12 protein-coding genes are annotated in these 16,188 nt (G+C 73.0%); all 12 read right to left on the bottom strand.

What is annotated here, in order from left to right:
• Window positions 1–15: 15 nt before the first annotated feature.
• Window positions 16–1,494 (bottom strand): protein adenylyltransferase SelO, encoded by a 1,479-nt coding sequence (locus tag HBO46_RS14960; RefSeq protein WP_166133108.1) that lies wholly within the window; start codon window positions 1,492–1,494, stop codon window positions 16–18.
• Window positions 1,495–1,555: 61 nt separating this feature from the next.
• Window positions 1,556–2,305 (bottom strand): SDR family oxidoreductase, encoded by a 750-nt coding sequence (locus HBO46_RS14965; RefSeq protein WP_166133110.1) that lies wholly within the window; start codon window positions 2,303–2,305, stop codon window positions 1,556–1,558.
• A gap of 7 nt (window positions 2,306–2,312) precedes the next feature.
• Window positions 2,313–3,044: an SDR family oxidoreductase gene (locus HBO46_RS14970; RefSeq protein ID WP_166133112.1), complete on the bottom strand. Its 732-nt coding sequence runs from the start codon at window positions 3,042–3,044 to the stop codon at window positions 2,313–2,315.
• Window positions 3,045–3,054: 10 nt separating this feature from the next.
• Window positions 3,055–5,025 carry a hydantoinase B/oxoprolinase family protein gene (locus HBO46_RS14975; protein ID WP_224769110.1) on the bottom strand — a complete coding sequence of 657 codons (1,971 nt, stop codon included), beginning with the start codon at window positions 5,023–5,025 and terminating at the stop codon, window positions 3,055–3,057.
• Between the two features lie 20 nt (window positions 5,026–5,045).
• Window positions 5,046–7,163 (bottom strand): hydantoinase/oxoprolinase family protein, encoded by a 2,118-nt coding sequence (locus tag HBO46_RS14980; protein WP_166133114.1) that lies wholly within the window; start codon window positions 7,161–7,163, stop codon window positions 5,046–5,048.
• Window positions 7,164–7,353: 190 nt separating this feature from the next.
• Window positions 7,354–8,763: an amidase gene (locus HBO46_RS14985; RefSeq protein ID WP_224769112.1), complete on the bottom strand. Its 1,410-nt coding sequence runs from the start codon at window positions 8,761–8,763 to the stop codon at window positions 7,354–7,356.
• 20 nt (window positions 8,764–8,783) lie between these two features.
• Window positions 8,784–9,446, bottom strand: a complete 663-nt coding sequence (locus tag HBO46_RS14990) for an SRPBCC family protein (protein WP_166133118.1) — start codon at window positions 9,444–9,446, stop codon at window positions 8,784–8,786.
• On the bottom strand, window positions 9,443–11,833 hold the full coding sequence (gene cutA, locus HBO46_RS14995) for an aerobic carbon-monoxide dehydrogenase large subunit (RefSeq protein WP_191480160.1): 2,391 nt from the start codon (window positions 11,831–11,833) through the stop codon (window positions 9,443–9,445). Before cutA ends, HBO46_RS14990 begins: the two co-directional genes overlap by 4 nt.
• Window positions 11,830–12,381, bottom strand: a complete 552-nt coding sequence (locus HBO46_RS15000; RefSeq protein ID WP_166133120.1) for a (2Fe-2S)-binding protein — start codon at window positions 12,379–12,381, stop codon at window positions 11,830–11,832. The genes cutA and HBO46_RS15000 overlap by 4 nt, the downstream gene beginning before the upstream one ends.
• Entirely contained in the window at window positions 12,378–13,193 is an 816-nt protein-coding gene (locus HBO46_RS15005; RefSeq protein WP_166133122.1) for an FAD binding domain-containing protein, read from the bottom strand. The genes HBO46_RS15000 and HBO46_RS15005 overlap by 4 nt, the downstream gene beginning before the upstream one ends.
• A gap of 18 nt (window positions 13,194–13,211) precedes the next feature.
• Entirely contained in the window at window positions 13,212–14,681 is a 1,470-nt protein-coding gene (locus HBO46_RS15010) for a uracil-xanthine permease family protein (protein ID WP_166133124.1), read from the bottom strand.
• A 161-nt stretch (window positions 14,682–14,842) separates the two neighbouring features.
• A complete protein-coding gene (locus HBO46_RS15015) occupies window positions 14,843–16,132 on the bottom strand; it encodes a PucR family transcriptional regulator (protein ID WP_166133126.1) in 1,290 nt (429 codons plus the stop codon).
• Between the last annotated feature and the right edge of the window lie 56 nt (window positions 16,133–16,188).

Consider the following 16,188-nt stretch of genomic DNA (forward strand, 5'->3'; position numbering starts at 1 on the left):
GGGCGGCCCCCGCCCTCACGTCCCGCAGAACGTCTGGAAGGTGTCCCCGAACCCCTCGGGCGCCGGGGCGGCGTACCGCTCCAGGCCCGGTCGTACGTCGAAGGGGCGGGACACGGCGTCGACGAGCCGGCGCAGCGGCTCCAGGTCGCCCGCGGTCGCGGCGTCGAGCGCCTCCTCGACCAGGTGGTTGCGCGGGATGTAGACGGGGTTGACCCGGTCCATCGCGTCCGCGTCGGGAGCGAGCGCCAGCCACCGGTCCAGCCAGGCGTCGGCGGCGGGGAGGTCGAGGACCAGCTCGCGGAAGGCCTCGCGCTCGCCGCGTGCTGCCTGGCCGAGCGCCCGGAACGCCGAGGTGTAGTCGACGCGGGCGCCGTGGAGCAGCTCGAGCAGCGCCTGGCCGAGGTCGATGACCGCCTCGTCCTCGAGGGATCCCGCGAGCGGGCCGGCGGCCAGCCCCAGCTTGCCGCGCATCCCCTCCGCCCAGGCGGCGACGTAGGCCCGCCCGAAGGTGCCCAGCGCCTCGGTCGCGATCGCGACCGCGCGCTCCTGGTCCTCCTCGATCAGCGGGAGCAGCGCCTCGGCGAACCGGGCGAGGTTCCACTGGGTGACGGCCGGCTGGTTGCCGTAGGCGTAGCGGCCGCCGGTGTCGATGGAGCTGAAGACGGTGGCCGGGTCGTAGCCCTCGAGGAACGCGCACGGCCCGAAGTCAATGCTCTCCCCCGAGATCGTCACGTTGTCGGTGTTGAGCACCCCGTGGACGAACCCGATCATCATCCACCGCGCGACCAGCTCGGCCTGCGCGACCGCGACCGACTCCAGCAGCGCGAGGTAGGGCTGCTCGGCGTCGCGCGCAGCCGGGTGGTGCCGCTCGATCGCGTGGTCGGCGAGGCGGCGCAGCAGGTCGACGTCGTCGGTGGCGCGGGCGTACTGGAAGGTCCCGACCCGCAGGTGGCTGGCCGCCACCCGGGCCAGCACCGCCCCGGGCAGCACGCTCTCGCGCTGCACCGCACCGCCGGTCGCGACCACCGCGAGCGCCCGGGTCGTGGGCACCCCGAGTGCGTGCAGGGCGGTGCTCACGACGTGCTCGCGCAGCATCGGGCCCACCGCCGCGAGCCCGTCGCCGCCGCGCGCGAACGGCGTACGGCCCGAGCCCTTCAGGTGCAGGTCGCGCCGGCGCCCGGCCCGGTCGGTGAGCTCGCCGAGCAGCAGCGCGCGCCCGTCGCCGAGGCGCGGGGAGTAGCCGCCGAACTGGTGCCCGGCGTAGGCCTGAGCGACCGGGCGGACGCCGTCGGGCAGGGCGGTGCCGGTCAGGAACCGGGTCCCCTCCGGGGTGCGCAGCCAGTCGGGGTCGAGGCCGAGGTCGCGGGCCAGGTCGTCGTCGAGGACCAGCAGCTGGGGGTCGGGCGCCTCGGCGGCGGACCACGGCACCACCAGCTCGGGCAGCTCGCGGGCGTAGCGATCGTCGAGGAGGCTCGTGGACGGTGCGGTGCTCACACCTCGAGGCTACGCAGGGCCGGTGAGCCTGCCCCGCGTACGCCGTGCCCGTGCCCGAGGGTCAGCGCCCGCCGCCGACGCGCAGCGTGGTGCCGGTGACGTAGGAGGCCTCCGCGCTCATCAGCCAGGCGATGGCGTCGGCGACCTCCGCGGGCTCCCCGGCCCGGCCCAGCGGCACCTGCGCACCGACGCGCTCGGCACGCCCCGCGTCCCCGGCGTCGGCGTGGATCCCGGTGCGGATGATGCCCGGCGCCACCGCGACCACCCGGATGCCCTCGGCGGCGACCTCCTGGGCGAGCCCGACGGTGAGGGCCTCGACGCCGGCCTTGGCCGCGGCGTAGTGGACGTACTCCCCCGGCGCGCCGAGGCTGGCCGCCACCGAGCTGAGGTTGACCAGGACCCCGCCACGTCCGCCGTACGTCGTGCCCATCGCGTGGACGGCGGCCCGCGCGCACAGCAGCGCCGCGCTGAGGTTGAGCGCGACGCTGTCGTGGATCACATGGACAGGGGTCTCGGCCAGCGTCGCGAGGCGGAACGTCGCGCCGGCGCAGTTGACCACCCCGGTGACCGTGCCGTGCTCGGCGGCGCGGGCGAAGAGCCGGTCGATCCCGCCGGGCTCGGTGACGTCGACGCGCACCAGCTGGCAGCCGGCGCCGGCGTCCTCGACGGCCAGGCGGCACTCCTCGGCGGCCTCGGTGTCCTCGCGGTAGCCGAGCACCAGGTCGTGCCCGGCGAGGGCCAGACGCAGCGCGGTGGCCGCCCCGATGCCTCGGGTGCCGCCGGTGATGACGCTCAGTGGTCGGTGGCTCATCGGGCCATCATGCGCGCCGGGTGGCCTCCGCGTCCCGGCCCAGCAGCGCGGCGAGCGGCAGCGTGCCCACCGGGAGGCCGTGCCGGTCGTAGTAGTCGAACATCGCCAGCAGCCACTCGCGCTCGCGCTCGCCGAGGGCCGCGCCGTCGGTGGCGGCCCACTGCCGCGGGCCGACAACCTCCACCTCGACGCCGGCCTCTGCGGCCAGCTCCGCGACGCTGGTACGCCGGGAGGCGAGCTCGTAGGTCGCGCCCTCGTGGCCGGGCTCCAGCAGCACCGTGGCGACCGCCTCGCCGACCTCGCGCAGCTCGGCGAACCCGAACGGCGCGTCGGCGCGGTAGGCCAGGCGCACCGGGCCGGTGAGGTCGAGGTTCTGCAGGTAGGCGCCGGGCTGGAGGATCGTCCAGGCCAGCCCGGAGCGGCGCACCAGGTCCTCGGCCACGGCCTTGCCGACGTGGTGCGGAAGTGCCGGCGCGTACGGCGAGGCCACCGAGTGGTAGCCGATCCGGGGCACCCGCGCCACCCGTGCGGCCTCGATCGCCGCGGCGACGTACGCCGGCTCGTCGGGGTGCAGGTTGGGCGCGACGACGTACGCCGCGTCGCACCCGCGCAGCGCGCCGGCCAGGTCGGGCCAGTCGGCACGGCCCAGCGGCACACCGATGGCGCCGCGGGCCTCGAGGGCGGCAAGGACCGATCGTCCGGTCTTGCCGTGTCCCCCGAGGACCGCGACGCGTGTCATCACCCTGGTCTCAGACCAGGTCCACGGCGGCGAACTGCGCCCCGGACGCGAGGTGGGCGTAGCCCGGCCCGCGGTCGAAGAACGGCTCCTCCGCACCCTGCTCGGACGCCCGCGCGGCGCGCTCGGCCTCGGTGGCCGCGGCGTCGTAGGACAGTGTGTCGTCCTCCAGCGAGCCGGTGAGCACCACGCCGTAGTCGCCGAGCGCGGCGTGCTCGGAGACCTTGCGCCACACCACGTCGCGCACCACGAGCTCGGGGTCGCGCTCGAGCGGGTCGCCCCAGCCGCCGCCACCGGTGGTCCGGATCCGGACCACCTCGCCGGCCTTGATCTCCTCGGCGTCGGCGAGGGCGTCGACCTCGCGCTCGTTCGGGCCGCCCGGGTCGATGGTGACCTCGAAGGGCCGCCCCGCCTTGCCGCCCTTCACGCCCCAGCAGGCCAGGATCGAGCGGTCCGCGATGGACATGAAGTGCGCGTCCTTGAGCATGCGGATGTGCTTCTCATAGCCCAGGCCGCCACGGAACTTGCCGGCGCCGCCGGAGTCCACGGCCAGGCTCAGCGACTCGACCCGGAACGGGAAGCGGGCCTCGGTGAACTCGCTGGGCAGGTTGCGGCTGTCCGGGACGACGTGGATGGTGTCCTCGCCGTCGGCGTAGTAGCGACCACCCGAGCCGCCGCCGAGCACCTCGCGCATGAGGTAGGGACGCCCGTCGAGGTCGTCGCCGTACACGCCGGTGTAGCGGATCGTCTCCTGGTCGGCCGGCATCTTGCCGTCGACGGCCTTGGCGACCACGCCGGCCAGCACGCCGAGCAGCCGCAGGATCACGAACGTGCGGGCGTTGGTCGGCGCCGGGAAGACCGGCGTCAGCAGCGTGCCCGGCGGCGGGAAGCGCATCTCGATGAGCGGCACGATGCCCTCGTTGACGTCGAGCTCGGCCATCCGCTCGGGGGTGTCGGCGAGGTTGCGCAGGATCGGCGCCAGCCACTTCTTGAGGAAGACGCCGTCGCTGTAGTCACCGCAGTGGTTGATCGGGCCCTTCGCCTGCGGACCGGTGCCGTCGAAGTCGATGATCAGCCGCTCGCCCTCGGGGTCGTCGGCCGCAGTGCGCGTCAGCGTGATCCGCTGGGTGTGCAGCTGCGGCTCCTCGACGCCGTCGTGCTCGGCGTAGTCCTCCCAGACCCACGAGCCGACGGGGATCTTGGAGAGGATCTCGCGGCGGTACGTCGCGGTGGTCCGCTCGATGATCGCGTCGAAGCAGGACTCCACGGTCTCGATGCCGTAGCGGTCGAAGAGCTCACCGAGGCGGCGCGCGCCCATCAGGCACGCCGAGCACTCGGCATCCAGGTCGGCGGCCAGCGAGTCCGGCATCCGGGAGTTGCGGGTCATGATGCTGAGCGCCGCCCGGTTGGGCACGCCGGCGTCCCACAGCCGGATCGGCGGGACCGCGAGGCCCTCCTCGAAGACACTGGTGGCCGCGGACGGCATCGAGCCGGGGACCGCGCCGCCGATGTCGTCGTGGTGGCCGAAGGCCTGCACGAACGCGACCACGCGCCGCTCGTCCTCGGGACCGGCGAAGACCGGGACCGTGACGCAGAGGTCGGGCAGGTGGCCGATGCCGCCCTCGGAGAGGTAGACGTCGTTGTGGAAGAAGACGTCGCCCTCGCGCATCTCCTCGATCGGGAAGTCCCGGGCGATCGGGTGCACGAGCGCGGAGTAGGAGCGTCCGGTGAGCTTGCGCAGCAAGCGGTCGTGGATACCGGCCCGGAAGTCGTGGGCGTCGCGGATCATCGGGCTGCGCGAGGTGCGCCCGATGGCGGTCTCGACCTCCATCTCGACCGCGGCCAGGGAGCCCTGGACGATCTCGACGAGCACCGGGTCGGCGCTGGCGCCGGAGTCCGCGGTGAGCGGGCCGAAGGGGAACTGGGTGGGCGCGCGGCGGCTCCCGCCCTCGTTCGGCACGGGCGCGTCAGGCGTGGCGGTCACGCCGACGTTGCAGGTGCACATCAGTTGCTCTCCCTCGTGACGATGATGTTGAGGTGCTCGTCGACGCGGGCCGAGAAGCCCGGGTGCAGCGGCACGGTGGAGCCGAACTCCTCGATGATCGCCGGGCCCTGGACCACGGTGCCGGGGGCCAGGTCGGGGCGCCACAGCACCGGGGTGTCGACGTGGCCGGTCTCGGCCTCGAAGCAGACCTCGCGGCGGCTGCGCTCCGCGACGGGGCCGCCGTCGCCGAGCGGGTGACGGGCGATCTCCGGGCGCTTGATCGGGCCGATGCCCGAGACGCGCAGGTTGACCCACTCGACCTGCTGGCTGGGGTCGGCGGAGAAGTCGTAGCCGTAGAGCGCGCGGTGCTCGGCGTGGAAGGCGTCGGCGACCTGCTGGAGCGCGGCCGCGTCGAGGTCGCCCTCGGGGACCGGGACCCGCACCTCGAAGGCCTGGCCGAAGTAGCGCAGGTCGGCGGTGCGCACGAACGAGCGCACCTCGGGACCGAAGCCCTCGCCCTCGAGCGCCACGGCGGCCTGGCCGCTGAGCTCGTCGTACACGCCGGTGACGGTGGCCGGGTCGAGCGCCTCGGCGAGGCGCACGTGGGTCTGCACGTAGTCGTTCTTGACGTCCACGGTGAGCAGGCCGAACGCCGAGACGTTGCCCGGGTTCGGCGGGACCAGGACGGTCGGGATGCCGAGCACGTCCATCAGGCGGCACAGCAGCAGCGAGCCGGAGCCGCCGAAGGTGACCAGCGCGAAGTCGCGCACGTCGAGGCCGCGCTTGACGGTGACCTGGCGCAGCGCGTTGGCCTGGTTCCACGCCGAGATCTCGAGGATGCCGGTGGCGCAGGCCTCCGGGGTGAGGCCGAGCTCCTTGGCGAGGGCCTCGATGCCGGCGCGGGCGGCCTCGACGTCGAGCGGGATCTCACCGCCGAGCAGGTGCGGGGGGATCCGGCCCAGGACCAGATGAGCGTCGGTGATGGTGACCGCTCCCTCCTCTGGTCCGACCTTGCCGTAACACAGCGGGCCCGGGTCGGCGCCGGCCGAGTGCGGGCCGACCTTGAGGGTGCCCTCGGGCGAGAGCCAGGCGATCGAGCCGCCGCCGGCACCGACCGTGACCACGTCGATCATCGGGATCTTGGAGGGGAACGCGCCGACCGAGCCCTCGGTGGTCAGCGTCGGCTCGCCGCCGATGACGACCGAGACGTCGGTGGAGGTGCCGCCGCCGTCGCTGGTCAGCACCTTGTCGTAGCCGGCGACCTGGGCGATCAGGGCCGCGCCGAGGGCGCCGGCCGCCGGGCCGGAGAGCACGGTGGTGATCGGCTGGTGCACGACCTCGGCCGCGGAGAGCACGCCGCCGTTGGACTTCATCACGTAGAACGGCACCGGGCGCTCGCCGGCGTAGGAGTTCAGGCGCTGGGCGATGTTGTTGACGTACGCCGAGAGCCGCGGCTTGACGGCGGCGTCGACCAGCGTGGTCATCGCCCGCTCGTACTCGCGGTACTCGCGCAGCACCTCGCTGCTGACCGAGACCACCGCGTCGGGGTGCTCCTCGGCGAGCACCTGGCGCATGCGCTCCTCGTGCTCGGGGTTGGCGTAGGCGTGCAGGAAGCACACGCCGAGGGTGTTGATGCCGCGGTCGCGGAACCAGCGGGCCACGCGGCGCGCGCCCTCGGTGTCGAAGGGGCGCACCTCCTCGCCGGTGAAGTCGAGACGACCCTCGACGCCCTGGACCAGGTCCCGGGGCACGATGCGGTCGGGCTTGACCCAGAAGTAGGAGTTGCCGTAGCCGTCGGGCACGGACTGGCGGGCGATCTCGAGCATCGCCTCGTAGCCGGTGTTGGTGATGAAGCCGAGCCGGTCGACCTTGCCCTCGAGGAGCTGGTTGGTGGCGACGGTGGTGCCGTGGCTGACGGCCGCGATGGCGTCGCCCTGGCCCTGGGGCAGTCCGAGCAGGCCGAGGACCTTCTCGATGCCGGCCATGAAGCCGTCGGCGGGGTTGCTGGGGGTGGACGGGGTCTTGGTGGTGACCAGGTCGCCGGAATCCTCGTCGAGGGCCACGACATCGGTGAACGTGCCACCGGTGTCGATGCCGATCCGGATCCGGCGCTGCGCTGGGGTCGTCGCGTCGGGCATGGGTCGATTCAAGCCCGTCGCGCCGCTCCCGAGCCATGTCAGAAATCGCCCACGGATCGGCGATTCTCGGGCAGATCTTGCTCAGCGGCGGCGAGGTGGTCTCCGGGGTCGCCGATAGTCCGCCACACAGGGGTCGTGATTCGCGCGAAACACGACCCCTGTGTGGCGGACTATCTCGCCGGGGCGCGGATCAGCCCCGCTGGCGGACCCGGTCCTCGAAGGCGGCGGCGATCTCGAGCAGGCGGCGCTCGCCGCCGTGCGGGGCGACCACCTGGATGCCGACCGGGAGCCCGTCGGCGGTGCGGCCGGCCGGCAGCGAGATCGCCGGGCAGCCGGTGACGGTGATGAAGTACGCCGAGCGCATCCAGTCCAGGTAGGTCTCCTGGGGACGGCCGTTGATGTCGGTCGGGAACTCCTGGTCGACCGGGAACGGCGGGACCTGCGAGACCGGCAGCACCAGCACGTCGTGGTGCTCGAAGAACACCCGCATCCGCTCCGCGAGCGTGGTGCGCTGGGTGTAGGCCCGGGCCACGTCGGCTCCGCTGAGCGGGGCGCCGGCCTCGATGTTGGCGGCCAGGGACTCCTTGAGCTCGCCCGGGTGCGCGGCGAGCAGCGGGCCGAGCTTGGCCTGGAAGTGCCAGGCGCGCAGGGTGCGGAAGGTGTCGTCGGCCTCGCGCAGGTCGGGGTGGGCGTCCTCGACGTGGGCCCCGCCGGCGGTCCACACCGCCGCGGAGTCCCGCACCACCCGGGCCACCTCGTGGTCGACCTCGAAGGCGCCGCCGAGGTCGACCGAGAGCGCGACCCGCAGGCCGGACAGGCTCCCGTGCAGCGGCTCGGCGAACAGCGTGCCCGGCTCACGCAGCGCCAGCGGCGCGCGCGGGTCGGGTCCGGCCAGCACCCCGAGCAGGAGCGCGAGGTCGCGCACGTCACGCGCCATCGGCCCGCCGGTGGAGGTGGACTCCCACTGGTTGTACAGCGGCCATTCCGGCACCCGGCCGGTGCTGGGCCGCAGCCCCACGACCCCGCAGAACGACGCGGGGTTGCGCAGCGAGCCGCCCATGTCGGAGCCGTCGGCGAGCGGCACCATCCCGGAGGCCAGCGCGGCCGCCGCTCCCCCGCTCGACCCGCCGGCGGAGCGCCCGGGGTCGTGGGGGTTGCGGGTGACGCCGAAGACCTTGTTGAAGGTGTGTGAGCCGGCCGCGAACTCCGGCACGTTGGTCTTGCCCATCAGCACCACACCGGCGCGGCGTACCCGCTCGACGATCAGCTCGTCGGCCTCGGGCACGTGGTCGGCGAACAGCGGCGAGCCGTACGTCGTGCGCCAGCCGCCGACGGCATGGGTGTCCTTGACCGCGAACGGCAGCCCGTGCAGCGGGCCGACCTCCTCCCCTGCGGCCAGTGCCTGGTCGGCCTGGGCCGCCGCCGTGCGGGCGCGGTCTGGGTCGAGGGAGACGATCGCGTTGATCTCGGGGTTGCGCTCGGCGATCCGGTCCAGGTGCAGCTCGAGCAGCTCGCGCGCGGAGATGCTGCGCGCGCGCAGCGCGGCGAGCATGTCGCGGGCCGGCGAGTCGACGCTGAGGTCTGGCACGGGCGCGCTCACCGGATCGCTCACCGGGTCACTCACCGGCGCCGGCCGAGCAGCGCCCCGGCGACCACGCCGACGAGCACCAGGCCGGCACCGACGCCGATGCCCTTCACGAACTCCTCGGTGGACCCGGAGGCTGCCGCCTTGGCCGGGGCGGTGAAGACACCGGGCTGGGCGGCGGGCTGGGCGGCCGGGGCCGCTGCGGCGCCCTGCTCTGCGGGAGCCGCCGCGGCCGGGGCAGGCGTCGCCGCGGTGGGCAGACCCGAGGTGATCGCCTTCTCGACGTTGCCGAAGAACTCTGCGGCCATCCGCTTGGAGACGCTGGTCAGCATCCGCTGGCCGACGCCGCCGACCATGCCGCCGACGGTGGCGTCGGCCTCGTAGGCGACCTCGGTGCCGCCGTCCGCGGCGCCGAACCGTACGGCGACCGCGGCGTCCACGGTGCCGGGCGCGCCGCTGCCGCGCAGGTGCATGGTGAGCGACTGGTGCTGGTCGAGGTCGGAGAGCCGGCAGGTGCCGGTGTAGGTGCCCTTGATCGCGCCGACGCCTGCGGTGACGGTCATGTCGTAGGCGTTCTCGCCCGTGGCGACGAGCCGCTCGCAGCCCGGGATGGTGGCGACCAGCACGGCCGGGTCGAGCAGGGAGTCCCAGACCCGCTCCACGGGGGCGGCGATGACGTTGGAACCGGCGATCTTCACGAGGTGTGCTCCTGACGCAGGGTGTGGAGGTCGGAGGGCGAGATGGGCATGGCGGTGATCGGGAAGCCCTCGGCGTCCTCGATCGCGGCCGCCACGACCGCGCTGACCGGGATGACCCCGGCTTCGCCCGCGCCCTTGATGCCGAGCGGGTTGAGCGGGCTCGGCGTCTCGAGGTGGTCGATGTCGATGCCGTCGGGGATCTCGGTGACGTAGGGCATCAGGAAGTCCATGAAGGAGGCGTTGAGCAGCTGGCCGGAGGAGTCATAGGCCATCCGCTCGTAGAGCGCTCCCCCGATGCCCTGGGCCACGCCGCCGTGGATCTGGCCCTCGACGATCATCGGGTTGATCAGGTGGCCGCAGTCGTGGACCACGGCGTAGTGCAGGATCGTGACCTCGGCGGTGTCCGGGTCGGTCTCGACGATGGCGGCGTGCATGCCGGAGGCGAACGTCGCGCGCTGCGGGCTGTAGAAGTCCTTGCCCTCCAGGCCCGGCTCGTCGTCCTCGGCCACCGGCGGCTTGCCGGGGTCGCCGACCGCGAACTGCGTCGCGGCCTTGGACGCCTCGTCGAAGGCGTAGCGCAGCGGGTTCGACAGCACCGCGACGGTGCCGAGGTCGAGACGGGTGCTGGGCGAGCCCTTGACCTGCACGACGCCGTCCACGATCTCCAGGTCCGCCTCGTCGACCTCGAGGGCGTCGGCGGCGATCCGCAGCGCCTTCTCCTTGGCGCGCTTGGCCGCGAGGTGGATCGCCGAGCCGCTCATCACCGCGGCGCGCGAGGCGAAGGTGCCCACGGCGTACGGCATCCGGCGGGTGTCGCCGGTGACCACCTCGACGTCCTCGAAGCGGACCCCGAGCTCGTCGGCGACCAGCTGGGCGAAGACGGTGGCGTGCCCCTGGCCCTGGGTGGTCAGACCGGTGGCGACCTTGACCTTGCCGCTGGTCTCGATGTGCACGTGGGCGCCCTCGTAGGGGCCCACGCCGGTGCCCTCGACGTAGCAGGCCAGGCCGATGCCGACCGTGCGGCCCTCGGCGGCCATCTTCTCGCGCAGAGCGGGGAACTCATCCCAGCCGATCAGCCTCTTCAGCTTCTCCAGCGAGGCGGGGTAGTCGCCGGAGTCGTACTCCAGCTCCCGGCCGTCCTGGAAGATCAGGCCCTGGTCGAAGGGGAACTCGTCGGGCTGGATGAAGTTGGCGGCGCGCACCTCGGTGCGGTCCTTGCCCAGGTACGCCGCGATCTTGTCCATCGTCCGCTCCATCGCGAAGCAGCCCTGCGGGCGGCCGGCGCCGCGGTACGGCGTGACGATGACGGTGTTGGTGTAGATCGACTCGAACACGACCCGGTAGACCTCGGGCTTGTAGGGCCCGAGCAGCTGGGTCGAGGTGATGATCGGGACGATCAGGCCGTACGGCGTGTAGGCGCCGTGGTCGTGCCAGAACATCACGTCGAGGCCGAGGATGCGGCCCTCGTCGTCGAAGCCGACGTCGATGTGCTGCACCTGGCCGCGCTCGTGGGCCGAGGAGATGAAGTGCTCGCGGCGGTCCTCGGTGAACTTCACGGTGCGCCCCAGCAGGCGGGCCGCGAGCGGGACGAGCAGCTCCTCGGGCCAGGGGTGCATCACCTTGACGCCGAAGCCGCCGCCGACGTCGGGGGTGATCACGTCGACCTGGCCCAGGTCGAGACCGAGCTTGACCGCGACCGCGGCGCGCACGCCGGTCGAGGTCTGCGTCGAGGTCCACACCTGCAGGCGGTTGGTGTCGGCGTCCCAGCGCGCGACGGTGCCGCGGCCCTCCAGCGGCGTGCAGGCGCTGCGCTCGATGTCGAGCTCGAGCTGGAGGCGGTGCGGCGCGCGGGCCAGGGCGGCCTCGACGTCGCCGGTGTTCTGCTCGCTGCGGGCGCCGACGTTGCCGGGCACGTCCTCGTGGACCAGGTGCTCGGCGGCGCGGGAGGCCTCGATGCCGACGACGGCCGGCAGCACCTCCCAGGTCACCTGGATCCGGTCGAGCGCGTCCTCGGCGATGTAGCGGTCCTCGGCGACCACGAACGCGACGGCCTCGCCGACGTAGTTCACCTCATCGCGTGCCAGGGCGTACTGGGTGCGGCCCTGGGTGAGGTCGGGGTGCGGGATCAGCAGCGGCAGCGGCTCGGCCATCTCCGGGGAGAGCGGGCCGAGGTCCTCGTAGGTCCACACCACGTGCACGCCCTCGACGTCGAGGACGTCGGACACGTCGATGTCGACGATGCGGGCGTGGGCGTGCGGGCTGCGCAGCACCGCGGCGTGCAGCGTGGTCGGGTGGGCGTGCACGTCGTCGACGTAGCGGCCCTGGCCGCGCAGGAAGCGCTGGTCCTCGGTGCGCTGGACCTTCTGGCCCATCAGCTTGGTGGTCACGGCTGGACCTCCACGGGTGCGTCGGACTGCTGGTCGTCGTGCTGGTCGTCGTGCTGGTCGTCGTGCTGGGGGTCGGCGAGCTCGGCGGCGCGCTCGACGGCCTTGACGATGTTCTGGTAGCCGGTGCAGCGGCACAGGTTGCCGGCGACCATCTCGCGGGCCTCGTCGTGCGAGGGGTGGGGGTTCTCGCGCAGGCAGGCGGTGACGGTGGTGAGGAAGCCCGGGGTGCAGAAGCCGCACTGCAGCCCGTGGCACTCAGCGAACGCCTGCTGGACCGGCCCGAGCGAGCCGTCCTCGCGGGTGAGCCCCTCGACGGTGGTGATCTCGGTGTCGACCGCGGAGACGGCGAACATCAGGCAGGCGCGCACGGGCCGGCCGTCGACGAGCACCGTGCAGGCCCCGCAGACGCCGTGCTCGCAGCCGACGTGGGTGCCGGTGAGACCGAGGTCGTGGCGCAGCGCGTCGGAGAGCAGCCGTCGCGCGGGCAGCTCCACCTCCCGGGTCACCCCGTTGACGCTCAGTCGGATCCGGTGCAGTTCCTCGCTCATGCCGCAGCCTCCCGAGCCTTGGTGACCACACGCCGGACCAGGGTGCGCACGAGCTGCGCGCGGTAGTCGGCGGTGGCGTGGATGTCTTCGGCCGGGTCGAGGTGCGCCAGTGCGGCCTCGCCCAGCTCGTCGTCAGGGACGCCGGTGAGGTCGACGACCGTGGGGACGTCGCTCACCGACACGAAGCCCGCGCGCACGCTCTCGCCGTGCACGACAACGGCGACGCCGGCCAGGGCGTAGTCGCCCTGGCGCCGCGAGATCTCCTCGAACGCCACCCCTGCCCCGGCGGGCAGCGCGGGGAAGAACGCCGAGGTCGCGATCTCGTCGGGCCGCAGTGCGGACTCCAGGGGGCCGAGGAACAGATCCCCGGCCGGGATCGTGCGGGTGCCCGCGGTCGAGGCGGCCTCGACCGAGCCGCCGAGCAGGCTCAGCACCACCGGCATCTCGGCGGCGGCGTCGGCGTGGACGATCGAGCCGACGGTGGTGCCGCGGTTGCGGATCGTGGCGTGGGCGACGTGGGCGAGCGCCTCGGGGACCAGCGGCTGCACCCGTCGTACGTCGGGGTGGGCCAGCAGGTCGGCGTGACGCACCAGCGCTCCGACGCGGACCCCGGCCTCGGACACCTCGATGGTGTCGAGGCCGGGGATCGCGTTGATGTCGACCAGGGCGTGCGGTGCCGCGATGCGCATCGAGAGCAGCGGCACCAGGCTCTGTCCGCCCGCGAGCACCTTCGCGTAGCTCTCGCCGGCGAGGGTCTCCAGAGCCTCGGCGAGGGTGGTCGGTCGGTGGTAGGCGAACGGAGCAGGCTTCACGGTTTCCTTCGGCAGCGATCAGTGCTTGTGGTCGTGGTGGTGGGGTGCCGCGTGGTCCTCGACGTTGGTGCCGGGACGCCCCACGGTGATCACCGCGCCGTCGTCACGGTCCGACGGCGCCACGAGGCGGGCCACGTGGTAGCCGAGGACGACCACCAGGGTGCCGAGGGCGATGCCGGTGAGGACGAAGTCGTCGGTGAACTTCAGCTGTGCCTCGCCGATCGCGAGGATGATTCCAGCGCCGATCGGCACCAGGTTGACCGGGTTGGCGAAGTTGACGCCGTTCTCCCGCCAGATCTTCGCACCGAGCAGGCCGATCATCCCGTAGAGGACCAGGGTGATGCCGCCGAGGACGGCCGGCGGGGTCGCGTTGACGATGGCCCCGAACTTCGGCACCAGACCGAGCAGGATCGCGACCAGCGCGGCGACGAAGTAGGCGGCCGTCGAGTAGACGCGGGTGGCGGCCATGACGCCGATGTTCTCGGCGTACGTCGTGGTCGGCGAGCCGCCGACCGAGGTGGCGATGACGGTGGCGACACCGTCGGCGCCCACCGCGCGTCCCATGACCGGGTCGAGGTCCGCGCCGGTCATCTCCGAGACCGCCTTGACGTGGCCGACGTTCTCGGCGACGAGGGCGATCACGGCCGGCAGCACCAGCAGCACGAAGGTGATCGAGAAGGCGGGGGTGTGCCAGCCCACGGCGTCGAGGTTGCCGGCGAGGTTCTGGTTGCCGACCAGGCCGCCCTCGGTGCGTCCGGGGAAGCCGAACCAGGCCGCATCCGTGACCCCCGACCAGTCGACGCGATTGTGCGGGCCCGGGTCGGGGTTGCTCGGCACCGGCAGCGAGGTCTTGCCGAACACCAGGTCGAAGACCCAGGAGAGGACGTAGCCGAAGATCAGGCCCAGGAAGATTGCGACGCGTCCGAGGAAGCCGCGCAGGCCGACGGCCATCAAGATGACGGCGGCCATCGTGATGATCGCGACCCAGGGGTCGGCAGGCATGTAGGTCTGGGTGGCGACCGGCGCCAGGTTGAAGCCGATGAGCATCACCACGGCGCCGGTGACCACCGGCGGCAGCACCGCGTTGACGGCGTCCGCGCCCAGGAAGTGGATGACCACGCCGACCAGCGCGAGCACCACGCCGGCGACCAGGATCGCTCCGGTCACGTCGGCGGGGCCGCCGGGGCCGCCCTCGCCGGAGTAGGAGTAGATCGCGGTCGCGCCGCCGACGAACGCGGCGGACGTGCCCAGATAGCTCGGCACCTTGCCCTTGACGATCAGCAGGAAGCAGATGGTCGCGACGCCGCTCATCATGATCGCGAGGTTGGCGTCGAGGCCCATCACGATCGGGAAGACGAACGTCGCCCCGAACATCGCGACGACGTGCTGGGCGCCGAGGCCCACGGTCTTGCCCCAGGCGAGGCGCTGGTGCGGCGCGACCGCCTCACCGGGCCCGGGATCGACGAGATCCCACTTGAACATCGACATCGCTGTCCCTCATCTCTTCGTGGCGGCTGGCCCCGAGGTCTGCCAACGTAGTGAGGTCCAGGACACACCATCGACGGCGACACTCGCCTAACGGAAGCCCGAGTCGCTGGCAAAGGTTGGCGGGCGCGCCTGCGCGGATTTCCACGCGTCCCGAGGCGAGGTCAGGTCGTGATCTCCAGCACCCGCAGCGCGACGGCGACGTCGAGGCGCAGGTGCGGGTCGGAGGAGAGCGGCCCGAGCAGCCGCTCCAGCTTGGAGACCCGGTAGCGCATCGTGTTGTAGTGGAAGAACTGCGTGCGCGCGGCCTCGGCGACGTTGAAGTTGGTGTCGATGAGCACCTGGAGGGTCTCGCGCAGGTCGGCCGCCTCGGGCGTGGTCTCGGCGAGCGGGCCGAGCACGTCGCGGGTGAACGCGTGCAGCTCGGCCGGGTCCGGGACCAGCGCGATCAGCCGGTGCAGCCCGAGCTGGTCGAAGAACGTCGTCGAGGCACCGCCGTGCACGCGGTGGCCGATCTCGACCGCGCGCCGTGCCTGCGCGTAGGCCTCCGGCAGCGCGTCGACGCTGGCCGCCACCCGGCTCACGCCGACCGAGAACGGGCGGCGCCCGCCACCGCGGTCGCCGGTGACCGCGGTGATCGTGCGTCGTACGACGTCCTCGCCGGGGTAGCCCTCCGACGTCGGGTTCGGCCCGAGCTCCACGGGCAGCAGCGCCACCACCTCGGAGGTGAAGTCGACGCACGGGATGCCGGGGTCCAGGCTGCGGGTCACCTGGCTCCAGGCGGCGGCGAAGCGCTCCTGCCACGAGCGCTGGCTGGCGCGCGACACCGGCGGCTCGTCCGCGCCGAGCGGGTCGATCGCCGCGACGACCACGACCACCGGACGGCGCAGCTCCCACCCGAAGGTCTCGGCGTGCTCGGCGACGTAGTCCGCATCGCCCGCGCGACGCAGGAAGAGGTCGCGCAGGAAGTCGCCCTGGTACTTGTTCTCGACGGCGGTCACCGCCTGCTCGCGGGTGATCAGCAGCGCCGCCACCGCGGCCGCCCGCTCGAGGGCGTGGATGTCGTCGGAGTCGATCGGGGCCTCCGGGCGCAGGCAGACCAGCCGGGCCAGGTCCACCCCGCTCGCCGCGACGCGCAGCGAGCGCACCTCGCCGGCGCCCGCCGGGGAGCCCGAGGGGCCGATCCGCTCCACCCGCAGCCGGCCGGTGTCGTCGACGAGGTCCTCCGCGACGAGCAGCGCCCGCTGGTCGTCGGGCATCGCGCCGGCCCACTCGCGGCCGTCGCTGGAGGTCACCATGACCCCGACGCCCAGCACCCGGGCCACCTCCGCGGCGATGCCCCGCAGGTCGCCGCCCTCGAGCACGATCTGGGTCAGCGCCGAGTGGAGCGCGTCGACACGGGCGAGCGCCGCGATCGCGCTGTCCTCCCGATGAGGGTCTATCAAGATGTGCACTCCCCTTGGCCGATCCTTGGCAGATCCTCACATTCTGCCCCACGCCGCCGCGCCAC

It is taken from the genome of Nocardioides ochotonae, from assembly GCF_011420305.2.
Taxonomy (GTDB): Bacteria; Actinomycetota; Actinomycetes; order Propionibacteriales; family Nocardioidaceae; genus Nocardioides; species Nocardioides ochotonae.